At 41.8% G+C, this 20,145-nt stretch carries 17 protein-coding genes, 1 tRNA gene and 1 other annotated feature; of the genes, 3 read left to right on the top strand and 15 right to left on the bottom strand.

Annotation, left to right across the window (positions count from 1 at the left end):
* Window positions 1-147: 147 nt before the first annotated feature.
* Both B1K71_RS19230 and B1K71_RS19225 read left to right on the top strand, forming a co-directional pair.
* Window positions 148-792 carry a deoxynucleoside kinase gene (locus tag B1K71_RS19230; RefSeq protein WP_077329873.1) on the top strand — a complete coding sequence of 215 codons (645 nt, stop codon included), beginning with the start codon at window positions 148-150 and terminating at the stop codon, window positions 790-792.
* 399 nt (window positions 793-1,191) lie between these two features.
* Window positions 1,192-1,875, top strand: coding sequence for a deoxynucleoside kinase (locus B1K71_RS19225; RefSeq protein ID WP_077329871.1), 684 nt, complete (start codon window positions 1,192-1,194; stop codon window positions 1,873-1,875).
* Between the two features lie 280 nt (window positions 1,876-2,155).
* On the opposite strand, the gene B1K71_RS19220 is transcribed toward B1K71_RS19225, so the two are convergent.
* The 11 genes from B1K71_RS19220 to guaB form a co-directional block, all read right to left on the bottom strand.
* Entirely contained in the window at window positions 2,156-3,091 is a 936-nt protein-coding gene (locus B1K71_RS19220; RefSeq protein WP_077329869.1) for an aldo/keto reductase, read from the bottom strand.
* Window positions 3,092-3,210: 119 nt separating this feature from the next.
* Window positions 3,211-3,933, bottom strand: a complete 723-nt coding sequence (locus B1K71_RS19215; RefSeq protein WP_077329867.1) for an amino acid ABC transporter ATP-binding protein — start codon at window positions 3,931-3,933, stop codon at window positions 3,211-3,213.
* The gene (locus tag B1K71_RS19210) at window positions 3,933-4,592 is read right to left on the bottom strand and encodes an amino acid ABC transporter permease (RefSeq protein ID WP_077329865.1); all 660 of its coding nucleotides are present in this window, start codon (window positions 4,590-4,592) and stop codon (window positions 3,933-3,935) included. The genes B1K71_RS19215 and B1K71_RS19210 overlap by 1 nt, the downstream gene beginning before the upstream one ends.
* 284 nt (window positions 4,593-4,876) lie before the next feature.
* Complete coding sequence (locus B1K71_RS19205) at window positions 4,877-5,668, bottom strand: transporter substrate-binding domain-containing protein (RefSeq protein WP_077329863.1); 792 nt, start codon at window positions 5,666-5,668, stop codon at window positions 4,877-4,879.
* A 274-nt stretch (window positions 5,669-5,942) separates the two neighbouring features.
* Window positions 5,943-6,758, bottom strand: coding sequence for a pyrroline-5-carboxylate reductase (gene proC / locus B1K71_RS19200; protein WP_077329861.1), 816 nt, complete (start codon window positions 6,756-6,758; stop codon window positions 5,943-5,945).
* A gap of 215 nt (window positions 6,759-6,973) precedes the next feature.
* Window positions 6,974-7,066: transfer RNA gene (locus B1K71_RS19195), tRNA-Ser, on the bottom strand.
* 120 nt (window positions 7,067-7,186) lie between these two features.
* On the bottom strand, window positions 7,187-8,461 hold the full coding sequence (gene serS, locus B1K71_RS19190; protein WP_077329859.1) for a serine--tRNA ligase: 1,275 nt from the start codon (window positions 8,459-8,461) through the stop codon (window positions 7,187-7,189).
* A gap of 65 nt (window positions 8,462-8,526) precedes the next feature.
* Window positions 8,527-8,744: a binding site (T-box leader), on the bottom strand.
* Window positions 8,745-8,775: 31 nt separating this feature from the next.
* A complete protein-coding gene (gene pdxT, locus B1K71_RS19185; protein ID WP_077329857.1) occupies window positions 8,776-9,366 on the bottom strand; it encodes a pyridoxal 5'-phosphate synthase glutaminase subunit PdxT in 591 nt (196 codons plus the stop codon).
* A gap of 15 nt (window positions 9,367-9,381) precedes the next feature.
* Window positions 9,382-10,266 (bottom strand): pyridoxal 5'-phosphate synthase lyase subunit PdxS, encoded by an 885-nt coding sequence (pdxS, locus tag B1K71_RS19180; protein WP_077329855.1) that lies wholly within the window; start codon window positions 10,264-10,266, stop codon window positions 9,382-9,384.
* 38 nt (window positions 10,267-10,304) lie between these two features.
* Window positions 10,305-11,642 carry a D-alanyl-D-alanine carboxypeptidase family protein gene (locus B1K71_RS19175; protein WP_077329853.1) on the bottom strand — a complete coding sequence of 446 codons (1,338 nt, stop codon included), beginning with the start codon at window positions 11,640-11,642 and terminating at the stop codon, window positions 10,305-10,307.
* A 214-nt stretch (window positions 11,643-11,856) separates the two neighbouring features.
* The gene (guaB, locus tag B1K71_RS19170; RefSeq protein ID WP_077329851.1) at window positions 11,857-13,326 is read right to left on the bottom strand and encodes an IMP dehydrogenase; all 1,470 of its coding nucleotides are present in this window, start codon (window positions 13,324-13,326) and stop codon (window positions 11,857-11,859) included.
* Between the two features lie 183 nt (window positions 13,327-13,509).
* Here guaB and B1K71_RS19165 point away from each other — a divergent pair, with 183 nt between their 5' ends.
* Window positions 13,510-14,475 carry a YaaC family protein gene (locus B1K71_RS19165; RefSeq protein WP_077329849.1) on the top strand — a complete coding sequence of 322 codons (966 nt, stop codon included), beginning with the start codon at window positions 13,510-13,512 and terminating at the stop codon, window positions 14,473-14,475.
* Here B1K71_RS19165 and B1K71_RS19160 read toward each other — a convergent pair.
* From B1K71_RS19160 to remB, 4 genes are all read right to left on the bottom strand, one after another.
* Window positions 14,448-15,170: an EcsC family protein gene (locus B1K71_RS19160; RefSeq protein WP_077329847.1), complete on the bottom strand. Its 723-nt coding sequence runs from the start codon at window positions 15,168-15,170 to the stop codon at window positions 14,448-14,450. The genes B1K71_RS19165 and B1K71_RS19160 overlap by 28 nt on opposite strands.
* Window positions 15,171-15,267: 97 nt before the next feature.
* Window positions 15,268-17,766 carry a DNA gyrase subunit A gene (gene gyrA / locus B1K71_RS19155; RefSeq protein ID WP_077329845.1) on the bottom strand — a complete coding sequence of 833 codons (2,499 nt, stop codon included), beginning with the start codon at window positions 17,764-17,766 and terminating at the stop codon, window positions 15,268-15,270.
* Window positions 17,767-17,904: 138 nt separating this feature from the next.
* The gene (gyrB, locus tag B1K71_RS19150) at window positions 17,905-19,827 is read right to left on the bottom strand and encodes a DNA topoisomerase (ATP-hydrolyzing) subunit B (protein WP_077329843.1); all 1,923 of its coding nucleotides are present in this window, start codon (window positions 19,825-19,827) and stop codon (window positions 17,905-17,907) included.
* 33 nt (window positions 19,828-19,860) lie between these two features.
* Window positions 19,861-20,145: an extracellular matrix regulator RemB gene (gene remB / locus B1K71_RS19145; RefSeq protein WP_077329841.1), complete on the bottom strand. Its 285-nt coding sequence runs from the start codon at window positions 20,143-20,145 to the stop codon at window positions 19,861-19,863.

Below are 20,145 nucleotides of genomic sequence, written 5' to 3'. Positions count from 1 at the left end.
CACTTGAAAAGCACTTCATCTTTTTTTATCCACTTCAATCCAAATTGGTCTGCCTAACATACAATAAGCAGGAATGAAGTTTCACTTTATATATGCTAAAATAAAGTACATATGTCGAATTTTGTTACATAGATTGGAGGGAAAGTTATGTCGAAGGTCCCATTTATTGCGATTGAAGGGCCAATTGGGATTGGAAAAACATCACTTGCAAAAAAACTTTCTGTCCATTTTGATTTTCATTTATTAAAAGAAATTGTCGAGGAAAATCCGTTTCTCGGGAAATTTTATGATGATATTGATGAGTGGAGTTTTCAAACAGAAATGTTCTTTTTATGCAATCGCTACAAGCAACTGGAAGATATTGAGCGAAAATATTTGAAAAAAAACCGGGCAGTTATTGCCGATTATCATATATCGAAGAACATGATATTTGCCAAGCGTACATTACAGGCCGATAAATTCAAAAAATACGAGCAAATTTATCATATTTTGACGAAGGATATGCCTGTTCCTAATATGATGATTTATTTGCACGCCAGTCTGGATACCATATTGAAGCGAATCCGCATGCGGGGAAGGGATATCGAGCAAAATATCAAACCATCTTATCTGGCGCAGCTTGCAAAAGATTATGAGGATTACATGAATGAGTTTGAATTACTGCACCCGGAGATTCCAGTCATTCGTATCAATGGGGATCAAACAGATTTTGTAAAACACCAGGATGACCTGAACGCAATCATTCAGCAAGTCGAACAACAACTGAACAATCATCAGGTGATATCGAAATAAGAAAAGCGTAAGTGCCCGTTTAGCAACGTACAAACTGCGCCCTGCCATTTAGTGTGGGTCGGCGTTGCCGCGCAAAGCGGCGGTTTTAGCCGATCTTCCTCCAACCGCAATGAGATAAAGAAAACATGCCCCTGCAAAAGGGGTATGCCGACGTTGGCCGCAAAGGCTGGTTTTAGTCGGCCTTCCTTACAATCCGAACCGATGTTGACTTTCACCGCAAGGGTATAAGTGCGACTAGGCCTCTGGTTTCACCAATCGGCAAGTCTTCTTTATCGTAGTGGAGGAGTGTGAAGTTTGCTAGTTGCTGGGCGCTGGAGCTGGACATGACTATTTAAGCCCAAGAATAAAATAATATCCAAATTTTGCTTTTCTTTACTAATGAAAAAAGGGGAACAAAACATGAATTTACGTGATAAATATCAGATTCCGCATGACAGTATCATTACAATTGCCGGTACTGTGGGAGTAGGGAAATCAACCATGACCAAAGCATTGGCAGATGCATTGAATTTCAAAACATCGCTGGAAAAGGTTGAAGCAAACCCATATCTGGAAAAGTTCTACGATGACTTTGAGCGCTGGAGCTTCCATTTGCAGATTTATTTCCTGGCAGAACGGTTTAAAGAGCAGAAAAAAATCTTTGAATACGGCGGCGGATTCATTCAAGACCGCTCCATATATGAGGACACAGGGATTTTTGCAAAAATGCACTATGACAATGGCACAATGTCAAAAACAGATTATGAAACATACACCAACCTGTTTGAAGCAATGGTCATGACACCATACTTTCCCCATCCGGATCTTCTGATTTACTTGGAAGGTTCATTTGACGAAGTGTTGAAGCGCATTGAACTTCGCGGCAGAGAAATGGAAAAGAATACACCTGTTTCATATTGGGAAGAAATGTACAACCGCTATGAAAATTGGATTAACAATTTTAATTCATGTCCAATTCTGAGGGTCAATATTTCCGATTACGATTTAGTCCATCAGGAAGGCACGATTGAACCGATTCTGGAAAAGGTCGGTCACTTTATCCAACAATCACGAAAATGGAAAACAAGAGAACTTATACGATAAAACCGAAATCGGTGCTCCTGTAAAGTTGGAGCACCGATTTCTATTTGCTGATGTTACTTAATTGGCTTATTTTCCACTTTAAGGGTGCTCTCTCCCTATTGGGGGCTTTCTCTCCCAACTTTCAGCTATCCTCTCCCAATTCGGGCTTTTCCCTCCCAATTCAGTTTTTTCTCTCCCAATTCGGGCTTCTTTTTCCCGATTCAGAGCTTTCTCTCCCAATTGGAGATGCCTCTCGCTAAAGTTCTTGCAGCTATCCACGCTCAACAATAAACATAAGCGATTATGCCTGAACCGGAAAAACGTTTTCAATGAGTTGGATATCATCAGCTGTCAGATTAACCTCTACAGCTTTTAAATTATCCGTGACCTGCTCACGATTACGAGCTCCCGGAATTACCGCGTCAACTGGATCAAGCGTCAAATAATAGGCAAGCACCACATGTGCCGGTGCAACACCATGCTTATCCGCAATCTTGTGAAGGTATTCCACCTTTTCCACATTTCTAAGATACGTTTCATCCTGAAATTGCGGTCGTTTCTTTTGCCGATCAGAAAGAATCGTGTCTTTCGTATATTTACCGGCCAGTAAGCCTGATGCAAAAGGGAAATATGGTACAAACGAAATACCGTTTTCAAGTAAATACGGGAATAAGTCCTTTTCTGCCGAACGTTCCAAAAGATTGTAATTTCCCTGTACAACATCCAAATAGCCGTCCTGATTAGCTTCTTTCAACTGATCCATTGAAAAGTTTGAAACACCGATTGCACGGATTTTTCCTGCTTCCCGCATGCGTTGCAATGCACCAACAGCTTCATATTTAGGGGTATCATCGTCCGGAAAATGAATGTAAAACAGATCAATCACATCGGTCTGCAGCCTTTTCAGACTATCATCCATGGCTTTATACAAAAATGATGGTGTATTATCATGAACCATCTGACCGCCTTCATATCGGTGCGAACCTTTCGTTGCCAGAACCGCATCATTTCGGAAGCCGTTCTCTTTCAGGGTTTTGCCAATGATCTCTTCAGAAAGGCCGTGGCCATACATAAAAGCTGTGTCAATAAAATTCAGGCCCTGGTTCATGGCTTGCGTAATAATTTTGCCACCGTATTCTGTGTTTGTTTCCTCGTTTTCATAGCCGATTTTGTTGGCACCAAGTCCAACCGGATGAATAGATATACCGGTGTTGCCTAATTCCACTTTATTTGCCATAGTAATCCCACCTTTCCTTTATCTTAAATTGTATAAAGTACGTTATCAAGATAGCCGGTTCAATCAAATTAAAAACTGCCGGCCCATAGATAACTATGAGTCCAGCAGCATGATTGCAATTACAATATTTTATTCAGAAACTCTTTCGTCCGATCCGATTTTGGATTCGTAAAAATCTGCTCCGGATCGCCTTCCTCCATTATGATTCCTTCATCCATAAAGAGAACACGATCACCCACTTCACGGGCAAACCCCATTTCATGTGTCACAACTACCATGGTCATTCCCTCATAGGCAAGCTGCTTCATAACGGATAGTACGTCGCCGACAAGTTCCGGATCAAGTGCCGAGGTCGGCTCATCAAACAGCATGATTTTCGGCTCCATTGCCAATGCCCGGGCGATTGCCACCCGCTGCTGCTGACCGCCTGATAAAGAATTCGGATACATATCAGCTTTATCGCTCAATCCGACTTTATCCAATAATTTCTGTGCACGCTCTTTTGCCTCATTTTTAGTAATCGCGCGTGCCTTTTGCGGTGCAAGCATAATGTTTTCGAGCACGGTCTTGTGCGGAAATAAGTTAAACTGCTGAAAGACCATCCCAACTTCTTTACGAACTTCATTAATATTTGTTTTCGGGTCATTTAAATGTGCCCCGTCAACAACGACATCGCCACTTGTTATTTCTTCAAGCAGGTTCAGGCATCGAAGAAAGGTACTTTTTCCGGATCCACTCGGACCAATCACACAAACAACCTCTTTTTGGTCAATTTTACAATCGATTCCTTTCAACACTTCCAATTTACCAAAGCTTTTGTGTAAATTATCCACGGTAATCATTATACATCCAGCCTCCTTTCAGCAATGCTCAGGACGAATGATAATGTTAATGTAATCGCGAGGTAGAAAAAAGCTACCGTTGTATAAATCTCAACCGCATTAAAGTGGTTTGCTGCAATCAGACGTCCCTGGAAAATCAGTTCCGGAACAAGAATTACCGATAACAGCGAAGTATCTTTAATACTGATAATGAACTGATTACCCAGTGGCGGAATCATCCGTTTAAATGCCTGTGGCCAAATAATATAACGCATCGTCTGGCGATGGTTGAGCCCAAGTGAGCGGCCTGCTTCCATTTGTCCCTTTTCAATGGACTGTACAGCACCACGGACAATTTCCGCAATATAGGCTCCCGAGTTTAATGCAATAACAATAACACCCGCTGTAACGGAATCAAAATTATATCCAATAATCAGCGGCAGTGCATAGAAAATCCATATAGCCTGAACGAGAACCGGCGTTCCGCGTAAAATTTCTATATAAACACTTGATATCCAATAAATTATCTTAATTTTGGAGATACGTCCCAAGCCAAATATGGCACCAAGTACGAAGCCGATCAAAAGACCAAGTACTGAGATCAGGAGCGTATAATAAAGACCGGTCATTAATTGCGGCAAAAATTCAACCACACCGGCGAAATCAAATCTTCCCAGCATACTTTCACCTCTCTAGTTGTCTATTGGAAAATATGACGTATCGCCAAAGAACCCCTTTGGCGATAGTCTTAGTTTAAAATGCAGTTAGAAAGTTTTACAGTTTCATATGTGCCAAAAAAGCATGGAAGGAGGCTGGACAAAAATGTAATATCAAAAGAAAAAGCCGAACAAACGAATTAGAAAATGGAGCGTATAGCCGCTCCGGAAATATACTTCGCTAAATTGCTAATCGTTCGTCTTTTGAACTTCGCGTTTTTGATATGTCCCAGCCTCTCAACACACATCTATTGATTTATTGGTTCTTCACCAAACCATTTTTTATAAATCTTGTCATATTTTCCATTTTCTTTGATTGTTGCCAGGGCATCATTTATTGCTTTCACCAATTCATCCTGACCTTTTGAAATAGCAATACCATATTCTTCAGCTTTATACAGGTCACCAACAAGTTTCATTTTGTCACTGCCTTTTGTTTTAATATAGTAAGCAACATTTGGAGCATCATACAGAACTGCATCAGCACTTCCATTTTCCACAGCCAGATATACTTGGCTCATTTGCTGATACTCATTCGGATCTGCCCCTTCAATATTTTCCTTTATAAACGCTGAACTGGTTGAACCAAGTCTTGTAGCAACAGTTTTACCTTCCAGATCCTCAAGCCCTTTAATGGACGTGTTATCCTTTGGAACCCCAATACGAAGTCCGGATTTGTAATACGGATCACTGTAGTCAATCTTCTTGGCACGTTCTTCTGTAATACCAATACCGGCTACAGCAATATCAAATTTACCCGTTTGCAGTCCCGGAATAATACCATCAAAGTTCGTTGGTGCCAGATCTATTTCAAAACCTGCCTCCTCAGCAACTGCTTTAATCAAATCAATATCAAAACCAACATATTCACCGTCTTTTTTAAATTCAAATGGAACAAATCCTGTATCCGTTGCAACGGTATATTTATCTTTTAAACCACCATCTTCTGAACCATTTGCCTCATCACTGCTTCCACATGCGGCAAGTCCAAAAATCAGGAATGCAGAAAATAGGATAAGTCCTAAAAACTTCTTTTTCATTGTTGTTTGCCCCCTTCTGTTTTTTTGCAATACATACAATTAATACTATCAAATACTCATTTTTTAGAAAAATCCGATTAGATGTTATTTAAGCATAGATAGGCTCTTATGACTTCCTGAGGGCATTAAATTAGATATATTCCTTTATTTCTTGCTGATAACTTCCAAATGATAGCGATTACTTGAAATATGCTGAATCACCAACGCGATTTATATACAAAAAACGCCCTGACTTTAGAAGCTATCAGAGGCGTTTTTCCTTCTATATCATTAATTATTTCTTTTCACCCAGCTCGATGGATCGTTTCCTTGCCTGTTTTACACATTCCTGAACAGTCTTTTGAAAATCACCGGCTGCAAGGGCCTCCAATCCGGCTTGAGTTGTGCCGCCCGGGCTTGTTACTTTTTCTCGTAAAGATGTTGCAGTTTCACCGGACTGTTTCAGCATTTCCCCCGCCCCAACAAGAGTCTGGGAAATCAGTTCCAATGCTGTTGTTTTATTCAATCCGGATTCCACCGCTGCTTTTTCCATCGCTTCGACAAAATAATATAAATATGCCGGTCCGCTTCCGGAAATACCTGTCACTGTATGCATATCCGCCTCATCAACAATTACCGTCGTACCAATCGTTTCAAACAATGCTTTTGCTTCAAGTAAATGCTCATCACCGGCAAATTTCCCCGCAGATAAAGCGGTTGCCGAGAAACCGATAGAAGCGGAAGTGTTTGGCATCGCCCGAATAACAGGGGCATTATTGCCAATTAATGCAGTAATATCATCGGTTGATATTCCCGCAATAACAGAAATAATCAGCTGATTTTGATTCAAGTATTCCTTAATAGATTCCACTGCTGCTGCCAAATCATACGGTTTTGTCGCCAAAATAACAATATCAGCATCCGCTGCGACTTTTTCTTTATCCTGGATACTTTGTATATCATAACGGCGCTCCAGCCTGTCAATTCGTTCTTTATTGCTTCTGTTCGTCACAACAATCTTTTCTTTTTGCAGGATTTCCGCTTGTACAATCCCGGAAATTACCGCCTCAGCCATCGATCCTGCTCCAATAAAAGCGACTTTTTTATCCATATGTATTACCTCCTTTAAGTCATTATGGTAACGAGCGTGCACCGAGAGTATTCCATATATCATCCCAAATGAATGTATTTTTTTCAAGAGAAAAGAGAAATATGTAATTTTTTATTTTGCAGCCCATTGTAACAGCAATTCCGTCATCAAAATTAAAAAAACCGCTGCACATGCAACGATTTTTACTATCTCCAATTTATGCGCTTTTTATTAAATGGAGGAGGTAGAGGGATTCGAACCCCCGCGCGGTTTGACCCGCCTGTCGGTTTTCAAGACCGATCCCTTCAGCCAGACTTGGGTATACCTCCGTATGCGACAAGAATTAATATATCATGCAGTACATGCATTGTCAAACATATTTCCAAAAAAATTTTACCAGAACAAAAAAAAGACATCGGACCACACCACGTGGCCCGATAATCCATTTTTTATTTAATTACTTGTTTGCCGCCCATGTACGGCTGTAGTATTTCCGGTACAACAACAGAGCCATCTTCCTGCTGATAATTTTCCAAAATGGCAGCCACTGTACGGCCGACAGCCAGACCGGATCCATTCAGCGTGTGAACGAATTCCGGCTTGCCTTTATCTTCGCGTCGGAAGCGAATACCGGCACGTCTTGCCTGAAAGTCTTCAAAATTAGAGCAAGAAGAAATTTCACGGTATGTTTCCTGATTCGGTATCCAGACTTCAATATCGTATTTTTTGGCAGCTGTGAATCCTAAATCACCTGTACACATACTCATTACACGGTATGGCAGTTTTAAAAGCTGCAGTACTTTTTCAGCATGACCGGTCAATACCTCTAACGTCTGGTAAGAGTCTTCCGGTTTTACAAAATGGACCAGCTCTACTTTATTGAATTGGTGCTGGCGTATTAGACCACGTGTGTCCCGTCCGGCAGAACCTGCTTCAGAACGGAAATTGGCACTGTATGCCGCATATTGCTTCGGAAGTTCATCATTGGCAAGAATCTCATCACGATGGAAATTCGTCACTGGTACCTCGGCTGTCGGAATCAGGAAATAATCCCATTCCTCCAATTTGAAAACATCTTCTGCAAATTTAGGCAGCTGGCCAGTTCCAGTTAAGCTGGCACGATTGACGATCTGCGGCGGCATCATCTCTGTATAGCCATGTTCGTCAGCATGCAGATCCATCATGAAACTGATTAAGGCACGTTCCAATCGGGTGCCAAGTCCTTTATAAAAGACAAACCGGCTTCCGGTAACCTTTGCAGCCCGTTCAAAATCAATAATATCAAGATCAGCTGCAATATCCCAATGCGGTTTTGCCTCAAAATCAAATGCCGGGACCTCCCCCCATGTGCGAGCGACTATATTATCATCTTCATCCTCACCAATCGGCACGGATTCATGCGGGATATTCGGAATGGAAAGCATCATATGATTCAATTTCTCTTCAATTTCCTTCAATTCCCGATCCAAGTCTGAAATTTGCTGACCCACTTCCCGCATTTCGTTGATAGCAGGCTCAGCATCCTTTTTCTCCTTTTTCAAAACCGAAATTTGTTTAGAAGCTTCATTTCGTTTCGCCTTCAATTTCTCTGTCTCCGCAATCAATCTGCGGCGATGCTCATCAAGCTCTCCGAATTTATCCAATTCGGACAGGTCTTCCCCGCGATGGGCTAATTTTTCCTTAACTAATTCGAAGTTGTTGCGTAAATACTTCATATCCAACATGATTAATTCCTCCTTTTATGATGGTTGTTTGCTAATAAAAATAAAAAAATCCCGTCCCTGTATAAAACAGGGACGAGAGTGTTATTCCCGCGTTGCCACCCTAATTGAAAAGATAAACTTTTCCGGCTTAAATCACATAACGGTTTTTAACCGGGTTCGCCTACTGCATGGTTCAGCAAACCAGTTTGAGGATGGATTCACCGCAATGCCCATATCGGTTTACACCTGCCACCGACTCTCTTGGATAAGCATTCCAGGTACTGGTTCCTCGCAATACTGTTCATATATTACTGTATATCATACCCAATTGCGGGTTAAGATGCAACTATTTGTAAAGATTGTTCCACCATTTGAACAAAATATTCCATAAAACGATTATCATCCGTTAATTCCGGATGGAACGCCGTGCACAAATAATTATCATGTTGTGCTGCTACAATATGGTTCTGATATGTTGCAAGAATATCCACATCAGATCCTGCTTCAACGATATAAGGTGCCCGGATAAACACTGCGTTAACATGTTCCCCAATACGCTTTACTGACATGTCCGCTTCAAAACTGGCGACTTGTCTTCCAAATGCATTACGGGCAACTTTCATATCCATTAAGCCTAAATGAGCATTTTCCTGTCCTGCAATCTCATTTGCCATTAAAATCAAACCGGCACATGTTCCAAAAACAGGCTTTCCCTGTTTTCCGAAGTCCCGGATCGCATCGAAAAAGTCGTAACTGTCAATCAGTCTGCGCATCGTGGTACTCTCTCCGCCGGGAAGAATCAGACCATCGATTTCATTGAACTGCTCTTTTCGCTTCACTTCTATTCCCTGGGCACCAGTTTCCTCAATCGAACGAATATGTTCACGCACTGCCCCTTGTAATGCTAGTACTCCTATTGTAGTCATCGGAATTCCTTCTTTCTACTCGCTGCGATCCTGCATACGATCATGTGCTTCCAATGTACTCATTTCAATACCTTTCATTGCGGTACCCAAGCCTTTGGAAAGCTCACCGATCAATTTGTAATCCGTATAATGTGTTGTTGCTTCCACAATTGCCTTCGCAAACTTTTCCGGATTATTTGATTTAAAAATACCGGAACCGACAAATACACCATCAGCTCCCAACTGCATCATTAAAGCAGCATCAGCGGGTGTTGCAACACCACCGGCCGCAAAATTGACTACAGGCAGACGACCCTCTGTTTTAATTTCCATTAAAAGATTGTACGGTGCACCAATTTCTTTTGCAAACGTCATGACCTCATCATCAGACATGGACGTCAACTTCCTGATTTCAGATTGCACCTGGCGCATATGGCGAACCGCCTCTACGATATTTCCGGTACCAGGCTCCCCTTTTGTACGGAGCATGGACGCACCTTCACCGATTCGGCGTGCTGCCTCACCAAGATTACGGCATCCGCAAACAAACGGTACAGTGTAATCTGACTTTTTGAGATGAAATTCTTCATCTGCTGGTGTCAGCACTTCACTTTCATCAATATAGTCAACACCCATTGCTTCAAGCACACGGGCTTCAACAATATGACCAATGCGTGCTTTAGCCATAACAGGTATGGATACAGCATTTAAGACTTCCTCTGTAATTTCCGGACTTGCCATGCGTGCCACCCCGCCGGCCGCACGAATATCAGATGGAACCCGTTCCAAAGCCATTACGGCTACAGCTCCTGCTTGTTCAGCAATTTTTGCCTGCTCGGCATTGACAACGTCCATAATAACGCCGCCTTTTTGCATTTCAGCCATGCCGCGTTTTACGCGGTCTGTTCCTGTATTTGTCATCTTGCTTCCTCCCTGTGGTATATTTTACTGTGATTAAATTAGAACCAGCCTTTTACGGTATCCACGATGGAACCGAATAAATCGGAAAAGAAATTACCAATAGATCCTAATGTAAGCATGAACCAATTATCTTTTTCTACGGAATCCTGTGCGACTAATGCAACAGTTTGTTTATCATCGCCAGGGAAGATATAACCATAGTCTGCATCACCCTTATAAACAAGTTCAGCAGTTCCGATTTTTTCGCCTTTTTTAATCGGGGCAGCAAGCTCCCCATCTTTATTCAATTTATCTTTATCAATATGGTATTTGATGCCGTATTTCTTTTTTTCACCTTTTTTGACAGGTGCTTTGAATGCCTCTTTTGTTGCAATTTCCACAGTGTCCTTTTTCCCTTTTGAAACAGGAATTGTTGATTTATCCTTCAACTGATAACCCTTTGAAAAAAGCTTTTTGGATTCGAAATTGCTGAATGCATATTCATACAGTTTTTCCGTTTCCTGAAAACGTTCAGCTTTACTTTTCGTTTTCATCACTACTGAGATAAAACGCTGTCCGTTTCGCTCGACAGTACCGGTAAAACAATACCCTGCCAGATCGGTATAGCCGGTTTTTAAACCGTCCACCCCTTTGTAATGGAACTGTTTCAAATATGTAGCCTTATGTGGAAGCATCCAGTTCAGGTTCTCCACTTTATAGCCTTCAAATTTTGTTTCAATCATGCTTGTATAGTCCAACGCTTCCGGATGGTCTTTTATCAGATTAAATGCAAGAAGTGCTGCTGAACGTGCAGATAATAAATTATTCGCATTAGGATCAGTGCCTTCTGGAACATTATCACCAAGCCACTTATTGGAAAGTCCAGTGGAATTTACAAATTTATAATCTGGAAGACCCATTTCTTTTGCTGTTTTATTCATCATTTTGACAAAATTGCCTTCAGAACCTGCTACAAGTTCTGCCAGTGCAATTGTAGCACCATTATCGGAAAAAATGGCCATTGCTTTATACAATTCTTTTACCTTATACGGTTTCCCTTTTGTCAATCCAATACCTGAGAAGGTGGAGTCAGCCGAAATGCTGTATGCATAATTACTGACCTGTGTCGTTGTATCCCAGTCGATTTTACCGGATTTAATAGCTTCCAATACAAGATATTCACTCATCATTTTCGTCATACTTGCTGGAGGCAGTTTAATATCAGGATTTTTAGAGTATACAATCTTTCCCGATTCAGCATCAACCAAAATAGCTGATTCCGCTTCTATGTTTAACGACCCCGCTGCTTTTGCAGAAAACGGCTGTGCAATTACTGTAGTCATCATTACCAACGCTATCAGTAAAAATGACAATCCTTTTTGTAGCTTATGTTTCACTTTCTTTAACCTCCAACATGAATGAATTATATTAATACTTTCTATTAAAAATAGGAAGCACCCTGATATTTTACCATAAAAGAGAATGAAAAAATAGACAGGGAATGATCCCCATCTATGAAAATTTTTAAACAAATGTATTTTTTTTGATCAAGCTGTAATATAGTTGGGCGAATCCGACAGTTTTGTCGAACGAATTTATTCCGCTGCGCAATTAAAAGGAATAATTCGGTGCCTCTTTCGTAATTTGCACATCATGTGGATGACTTTCCCGTAATCCGGCATTCGTTATTCTGATAAAGCGTGCATCATGCCGCAATGCATCAACTGTTGGGGTTCCGCAATAGCCCATACCTGCACGCAATCCGCCAGCCAGCTGATGAACGGTATCTGCCAGTGGCCCTTTGTATGCTGTACGTCCTTCAATACCTTCAGGAACTAATTTTTTGGCGTCTTCTGAATCCTGAAAGTAACGATCCTTTGATCCAGCCTTCATGGCACCAACTGATCCCATTCCGCGGTATACTTTATATTGTCTTCCCTGGAAAATTTCCGTTTCGCCGGGGCTTTCCGTTACGCCTGCGAACATGCTGCCAAGCATAACAGCACTTGCACCGGCTGCCAGAGCTTTCACAATATCACCGGAATATTTGATGCCGCCATCAGCAATAACTGCTACACCGTGTTTCTCAGCTGCCTGAACACAATCATAAACAGCTGTAATTTGTGGTACACCAACTCCCGCAACGACACGTGTTGTACAGATGGAACCAGGTCCAATGCCGACTTTAACGGTGGATACTCCCGCTTCAATCAATGCTTCGGTTGCTTCTGCAGTCGCGACATTTCCAGCAATGATATCCAAATCAGGATATTTCTCACGTACAAGCCGTACCTGTTCCAAAACACCTTTGGAATGTCCATGTGCTGTATCAATTACAATTGCGTCCACACCGGCATCGATTAATTTTTCAATTCGTTTCAGTGCATCACCTGTAACGCCAACCGCAGCTCCAGCAAGCAATCTTCCCTGTCCATCCTTTGCTGCATTTGGAAATTCAATCACTTTCTCAATATCTTTAATTGTAATTAATCCTTTTAACATACCATTATCATCAACAAGCGGGAGTTTTTCGATTTTGTGCTGCTGCAACAGCTTCTCCGCCTCATCCAATGTGGTACCGACAGGAGCAGTCACAAGGTTTTCGCTGGTCATCACTTCTGTAATCGAGATGGAATAATCCTGTACAAACCGAAGATCGCGATTTGTTAGAATACCTACCAAAATTTGTTCGTCAATATTATTAACGATCGGAACACCTGAAATGCGGAATTTCCCCATCAGATGTTCAGCATCATAAACCTGATGCTCCGGTGTCAGGAAGAACGGATTAGTAATAACACCGCTTTCTGAGCGTTTCACCTTATCCACCTGTTCAGCCTGGTCCTCAATCGACATATTTTTGTGAATAATGCCGAGACCTCCCTGACGAGCCATTGCAATAGCCATATCAGCCTCTGTTACGGTATCCATTCCGGCACTGATGAATGGAGCATTCAATTTAATTTTGTCGGACAGGGCTGTGCTGATTTTTACATCCTTTGGAAGAACCTCAGATTCAGCAGGCATCAGCAATACATCATCAAACGTCAAACCTTCTTTGGCAAATTTATCTTCGCGCATATTTCCTCCTCCTATCGATTATTATATATTGTCAAAATGACTATAAATCAAGATTTGGGTCAAACTATACTTGTTTCTATTGTTATATACAATACGCCAACAACCGCGCTTTTTCAACAGGATTGCCAGCTCACAAAAAAAGAAATTAGATTCAAAATATTTGAACAGAAAAGGGGGAAAAGGATGAAAAAAGAAGATATTTCATTATTTTTTACATATGTCCAATCACAAGAGACAGCATTTGACTATTTATGCCATTGTTATCAACAACAAAACGTTGCCGATGCAGAAGCAAAAAGTTACAAAAACGCTAACGCTTTTATGTATTATGCAGAACACGGAATCCGTTTTATTGAGCAAGCAATGGAAATGGATTTGCTACTTCGGCCGGTTTTATTATTTTATGGGGCATCCCATTTATTTAAAGCATGTCTGTTAACAAAACGGCCGGATTATCCGGAATCGACATCCATTTTGGCACATGGTGTCTCCACCAGGAAACGTAAGAAAAAAAACTATACATTTATGTCAGATGAAGTAAAAACACAGCACAAAGGCTTGTTTACTTATATCGCAAAACATTTGTACAACATGGATACAATTCCGTTTGAAAAAATTAAAATGGAGGAATTGCTTTCCCTTATTCCCGAGATCAACCCGTTATTTGCCTACACGAATGAAGAAAGGCTTGTCCCTGTTGGAAAAAAAGATGCAACCAGCATGTTTTTTCCGTTGGATCTGCTGGATAGTTATATGCTTACTGAACACGCCTTTGTGAAGCGGGTCGGCAAACATTTGCCGGAAATCACCGCTGTAACTGTTCATTCCGGTAAGCTAAATGTCGAATTGTCGAAGCCTGTTTCGGATTCCACCGGACCGTTCTTTCAAAACAGCAAAGGGGAAATTTACTTTCCAAAAGACAGAAATCATTTTCTTCCGTTCCCTGAGACCCTGGTGCATTATCTTGTGCTCTATAACTTAAGTATGATCAGCCGTTATGAGACAGAATGGTGGGGGGAACTTCTAAATGCAAAGGCCGAAATTGATTTTCCGTTTATCAAACGTTTTTTACAAATTTCAGCAGAAAAAGTACCGCTTTCGCTTGGAAATGACTTGGTGCATCAATTTAAACGATCCCCAAGAAAATAACGGATCCGATAACAATTCATCGCCGTTTCACCAAGGTGATCAAGTAAATTGTAATTTGCATAAGCACCAATAACGGCACCAATTCCCGGGACAAGCTGCAGCATTTTTACAAAATCAATATAATCCCTGTATTCCTGCTGAAAAACATGCCAGTCAAGCTTAGTGAGTTTATCTTTTTCCCGCTGCCAGTGCTCGATTGTATCAATTGTCTTTTCCCGGTGGCTGTCACTGGAAAAAGCCAGTTGGAAAACATAAAGGATAAACAGGCGTTCCTCGTATTTTTTTATATCATAGCCATACAGTGATGCCGTTTCAAATAAGAAACGCATCTTAATTGACAGAAGGAGCGGAAAATCCGCAAGTCCCAGAAATATTCCGCCGGCACCTGTGCCCGCACCTTCAGCAGCAGCTGTCCGCTTATATACATCCTTTTTTGCCAAAACAAGTTTTTCTATATCTTCCAATGTCGAAGGAGAGCTTTCCGGAGCCTTAACAGTATACTCCGATCCAATCAATGTTGCCTGCACCATCTTTTTAATGCTCTCGGTTATAATTCGGTGCGCCTTTTCAGGTATTTTTTCATTGATCTTATTTTGCGCTTTTTTTGCCAGTTGATTGAACATGGATGATTTTTTGGAAATTTTCTTCCGCCATTGTATTAATTCTATCTTTGCCTTTTCTTCATATTTCTCCATAAGCAACGCTCCTCCTTTTTGAAAATTCCATATAAAAAGGTGACACCACATTGACCATGTCCCGGGTGTCACCATCTTAACGCACTATATTATAAAATTAGGATTCGTCGTCTTCCGTTTCAGCTGCTTCGTCATTTTCAGCATCTGCTTCTTCCGGATCTTCTTCCTCTTCCGGTTCCACTTTTGCAACTGTAGCAACTTCTTCATCTTCATGCAGCCTGATCAGCTTTACACCCATCGTGTTTCTGCCTGTTTGTGAAATTCCGGAAACTGGTATACGAATCAATACACCGGCAACCGTAATAAGCATAATATCTTCTTCACCATTTACAGCTTTAATGGCTGCCACATGATCTGTATCGGCAAGCTTACAAGTGAAAATTCCCTTGCCGCCTCGGTTGGTAATCCGGTATTGGTCTTCCGGTGTTCGTTTTCCAATCCCTTTATTCGTCACATGGAGCACTTGCAAGCCTTCCTCAAGAATTTCCATGGAGATTACTTCATCTTCGCCCCGCAGTGTAATTCCTCGGACGCCGGCGGCCGTTCTGCCCATGGAACGTACCTGGTCTTCCGGAAAACGGATCAGATAACCATTTCTGGTACCAATCATAATATCCTTCGTACCATCTGTCATACGAACCGAAATCAGTTCATCTTCCTCACGCAGTCCAACTGCAATCAGGCCGCCTTTACGGATGTTGGCAAAATTGGACAGCTGCGTTCGTTTGGAAATACCGTGTTTCGTTGTAAAGAACAAATACCAATCTTCACTGAATTCATTAACGGAAATAACCGCATTAATCCATTCACCTTTTTCAATCTGCAGCAGATTGATGATTGGAATTCCTTTTGCCGTTCGGCTAAATTCAGGAACTTCATACCCTTTTGCCCGATAAACCTTTCCTTTGTTCGTGAAGAAAAGAATTGTATCATGTGTAGACGTTGAAACAAGGTGTTCGACAAAGTCATCCTCGTTTGTACCCATCCCCTGAATTCCGCGTCCGCCGCGTTTTTGAGTACGATATGTTGAAGCAGGCAGACGCTTTATATATCCTTGATGGGTCAATGTGATTACGATATTTTCAACCGGAATCAAATCCTCATCCTCAATAAAGTCTGCACCGCCGACAACAATTTCCGTACGGCGTGGATCACTATATTTTTCCTTAATGTCTGTCAGCTCGTCCCGGATAATTTCCAGGACCTTTTCTTCACTGGCCAAAATTGCCTTCAGTTCTTCAATCAGCTTCACGAGATCATTATATTCACTTTCAATTTTTTCCCGTTCCAAACCTGTCAGACGCTGCAGGCGCATATCCAAAATGGCCTGTGCCTGTTTTTCGGACAGACCGAAACGTTCCATCAGACCATCGCGTGCAATATCAGTTGTTTGGGAACTGCGGATCAAATCAATCACTTCATCAAGATGATCAAGCGCAATTCGCAAGCCTTCCAAAATATGCGCGCGGGCTTCTGCCTTGCGCAACTCAAAGGCAGTACGCCGTTTAATAATTTCTTTCTGATGTTCCAGATAATATTCAAGACACTGTTTTACGGATAACACTTTCGGCCTGCCATCCACAAGGGCGAGCATATTAATGCCAAAGGTCGTTTGCAGTGCCGTATATTTATATAAATTGTTCAGGACAACATTTGGATTGACATCACGGCGCAGTTCAATTACAACACGAAGTCCCGTGCGGTCCGATTCATCCCGCAGGTCAGTAATGCCATCAATCCGTTTATCTCGGACAAGCTCGGCAATTTTTTCAATCAATTTTGCCTTATTAACCTGATACGGCAGTTCCGTCGCGATAATGGTTGCTTTTCCATTGGCATGTTCTTCAATATTGGTTTTGGCTCGAATGGTGATGGAGCCCTTACCTGTTTCGTATGCTTTCCGGATTCCGCTCCTGCCAAGGATTTGTCCAGCTGTTGGAAAATCCGGTCCGTGAATATACGCTTCCATCAGCTCGTCAATTGTAATTTCCGGATTTCTGCTTATTGCCAAAACGGCATCAATGGTTTCTCCCAGATTATGTGGTGGGATATTGGTGGCCATACCAACGGCAATACCTGATGTCCCATTGACAAGCAGATTTGGAAAGCGCGCAGGAAATACGACTGGTTCCCGTTCCGTTCCGTCGTAGTTATCCTGATAATCGATTGTATCTTTATTGATATCACGCAGCAATTCCATAGAAATCTTGGACATGCGTGCCTCGGTATAACGCATTGCAGCAGCCGAATCACCGTCAACTGAACCAAAGTTCCCATGCCCGTCAACAAGCATATTACGGTAGCTGAAATCCTGTGCCATCCGCACCATTGCTTCATAAACAGCTGAATCGCCATGCGGATGATACTTACCGATGACCTCTCCGACAATACGTGCAGATTTTTTATATGCTTTATCTGCATGCATTCCAAGGTCATTCATGGCATATAAAATTCTGCGGTGTACCGGCTTCATTCCATCACGAACATCCGGAAGAGCACGTGATACAATGACACTCATCGCATAATCCAAAAACGATGTGCGCATTTCCTTGCTTATATTTATTTCTTTAACGCTCGGACGTTGTTGATCCGCCATTCAAATTACCTCCAAATCATAGGAAAAAGCGTAGCGCGTAAATAGCGCCAATTATATATATAAACATACTTCACAGCTGTCGTATGATGGTATATTCCGCAGTCGGCCGTTTATAACAGCCGCCGTTCAAAAAACTATTTATACGTCCAGATTTTGTACATATTGGGCATTTTCCTGAATAAAGTTTCGGCGCGGCTCCACTTTATCGCCCATTAGCATATCAAAGATCTGATCAGCTTCAATTGCATCTGTTAAATGGACCTGAAGCAATGTTCTTGATTCCGGATCCATCGTGGTTTCCCAAAGTTGTGTTGCATTCATTTCACCGAGGCCTTTGTAGCGCTGCAGTCCGGGCTTCGGTGTTTTTGGCAGTTCCTCAAGTAAATCGTCCAATGCCTTATCATTATAAACATAGTGAGCCGTCTTTCCCTGCTGTACTTTATAAAGCGGCGGCTGTGCGATATAGACATACCCTTGTTCAAGCAATGGGCGCATATAACGATAGAAAAATGTCAAAAGTAATGTACGTATATGAGCACCGTCAACATCGGCATCTGTCATAATGACAATTTTATGATATCGGGCTTTTGACAGATCAAAATCTTCGCCAATTCCGGTTCCAAGTGCTGTAATCATAGCGCGCACTTCATTGTTTGATAAAGTTTTATCCAATCGTGCTTTTTCAACGTTCAATATCTTTCCGCGCAATGGAAGAATTGCCTGAAAGTGGCGATCCCGGCCTTGTTTTGCTGAACCGCCGGCTGAGTCACCCTCAACAATGTACAACTCGCTGATTTCCGCATTCTTGGATGAACAATCAGCCAGTTTACCAGGTAAATTGGAAACCTCCAATGCGCTTTTTCTGCGGGTCAATTCACGTGCCTTTTTGGCTGCCATGCGCGCCCGCGAAGCCATTAGACCTTTCTCAACAATGATTTTGGCAACATCCGGATTTTCAAATAAAAATTTGGAAAAAGATTCGCTGAAGGCTGAATCAGTTACCGTCCGAACCTCACTGTTGCCGAGTTTGGTTTTTGTCTGTCCTTCAAATTGCGGATCCGGATGCTTGATGGAAACAACAGCGGTCAGGCCTTCACGAACGTCGTCGCCCGTAAGATTCGGATCATTTTCTTTAAACATATTATTTTTTCTGGCGTAATCATTAATTACACGTGTTAAACCGGTTTTAAAGCCGGATTCATGTGTGCCGCCTTCAATCGTATGAATATTGTTCGCATAGGAAAAAATATTGCTGGCAAATCCATCGTTATACTGAATAGCTACTTCCACCGTAATTTGCTGTTCTTCCGTTTCAGCATAAAATGGTTCATGCAGCACTTCCCGTGTATGGTTAATGTACTCCACATACGAGCTGATTCCGCCTTCGTAACAATAATTAATTGGCTCTTCATCAGTCCGCTTATCCTCAATTGTTATTGTAATTCCCTTATTTAAAAATGCCAGTTCACGCACACGCTGTTCCAATCGTTCAAAATCATACGTTGTTGTTTCCGTGAAAATTTCCGGATCAGGCTGAAAATGCGTAACCGTTCCTGTAATATCAGTTTCTCCGATTACTTCGATACTGCCCTGTGGAACACCTTTTTCAAAACTTAAAAAGTGTATTTTTCCATCCAAGTGGACATATACCTCCAAATTGCTGGAAAGTGCGTTGACGACAGAAGCCCCAACTCCGTGCAGACCACCGGAAACCTTATAACCGCCGCCGCCAAATTTACCGCCGGCATGAAGAACGGTCATAATGACTTCCAATGCAGGTTTACCGGTTTTTTTCTGGATGCCGACCGGAATCCCGCGTCCATTATCTTTTACTGTAATACTATTGTCCTTTTCAATGATGACCTGAATGTGATCACAGTAGCCTGCCAGCGCCTCATCAATACTGTTGTCAACAATTTCCCATACAAGATGATGCAGTCCTCGTTCACTTGTCGAACCGATATACATGCCCGGTCTTTTCCGGACAGCTTCCAATCCTTCAAGTACTTGAATCTGATCAGCATTGTACGCATGTTCGTTTGTTACGTTTTCCTCTGACATTCATTTCACCTACGTTTCTTTGTGGGTAAATCTTTATTCTTCTTCCAGTTCATCCGAAAAATCTTCCAGTTTACTGATTGTAGAAATCATACTGGCCCTTTTCTTTAAAGTCGGAACAGATAATGAGCTAAAATATATTTGATCATTTGTTATCACAACTGATTTAGCTTTTTCGGTTGGACCATAGACTTTTTCCTGCCGGCCCATATTGTCCATCATTTCTTCCATAATCGTTGAGGATGACACAACATTGCGATCGATAATTGTAATGACATCCTTCGATTGAACAACGTTATCATTGCCAATGTGAATAAACAT

It is taken from the genome of Virgibacillus siamensis (assembly GCF_900162695.1).
In the GTDB taxonomy this organism is placed as follows: domain Bacteria; phylum Bacillota; class Bacilli; order Bacillales; family Amphibacillaceae; genus Lentibacillus; species Lentibacillus siamensis_A.
Note: the sequence above shows the minus strand (reverse complement) of the source record. Positions and strands in the feature narration are given on the sequence as shown.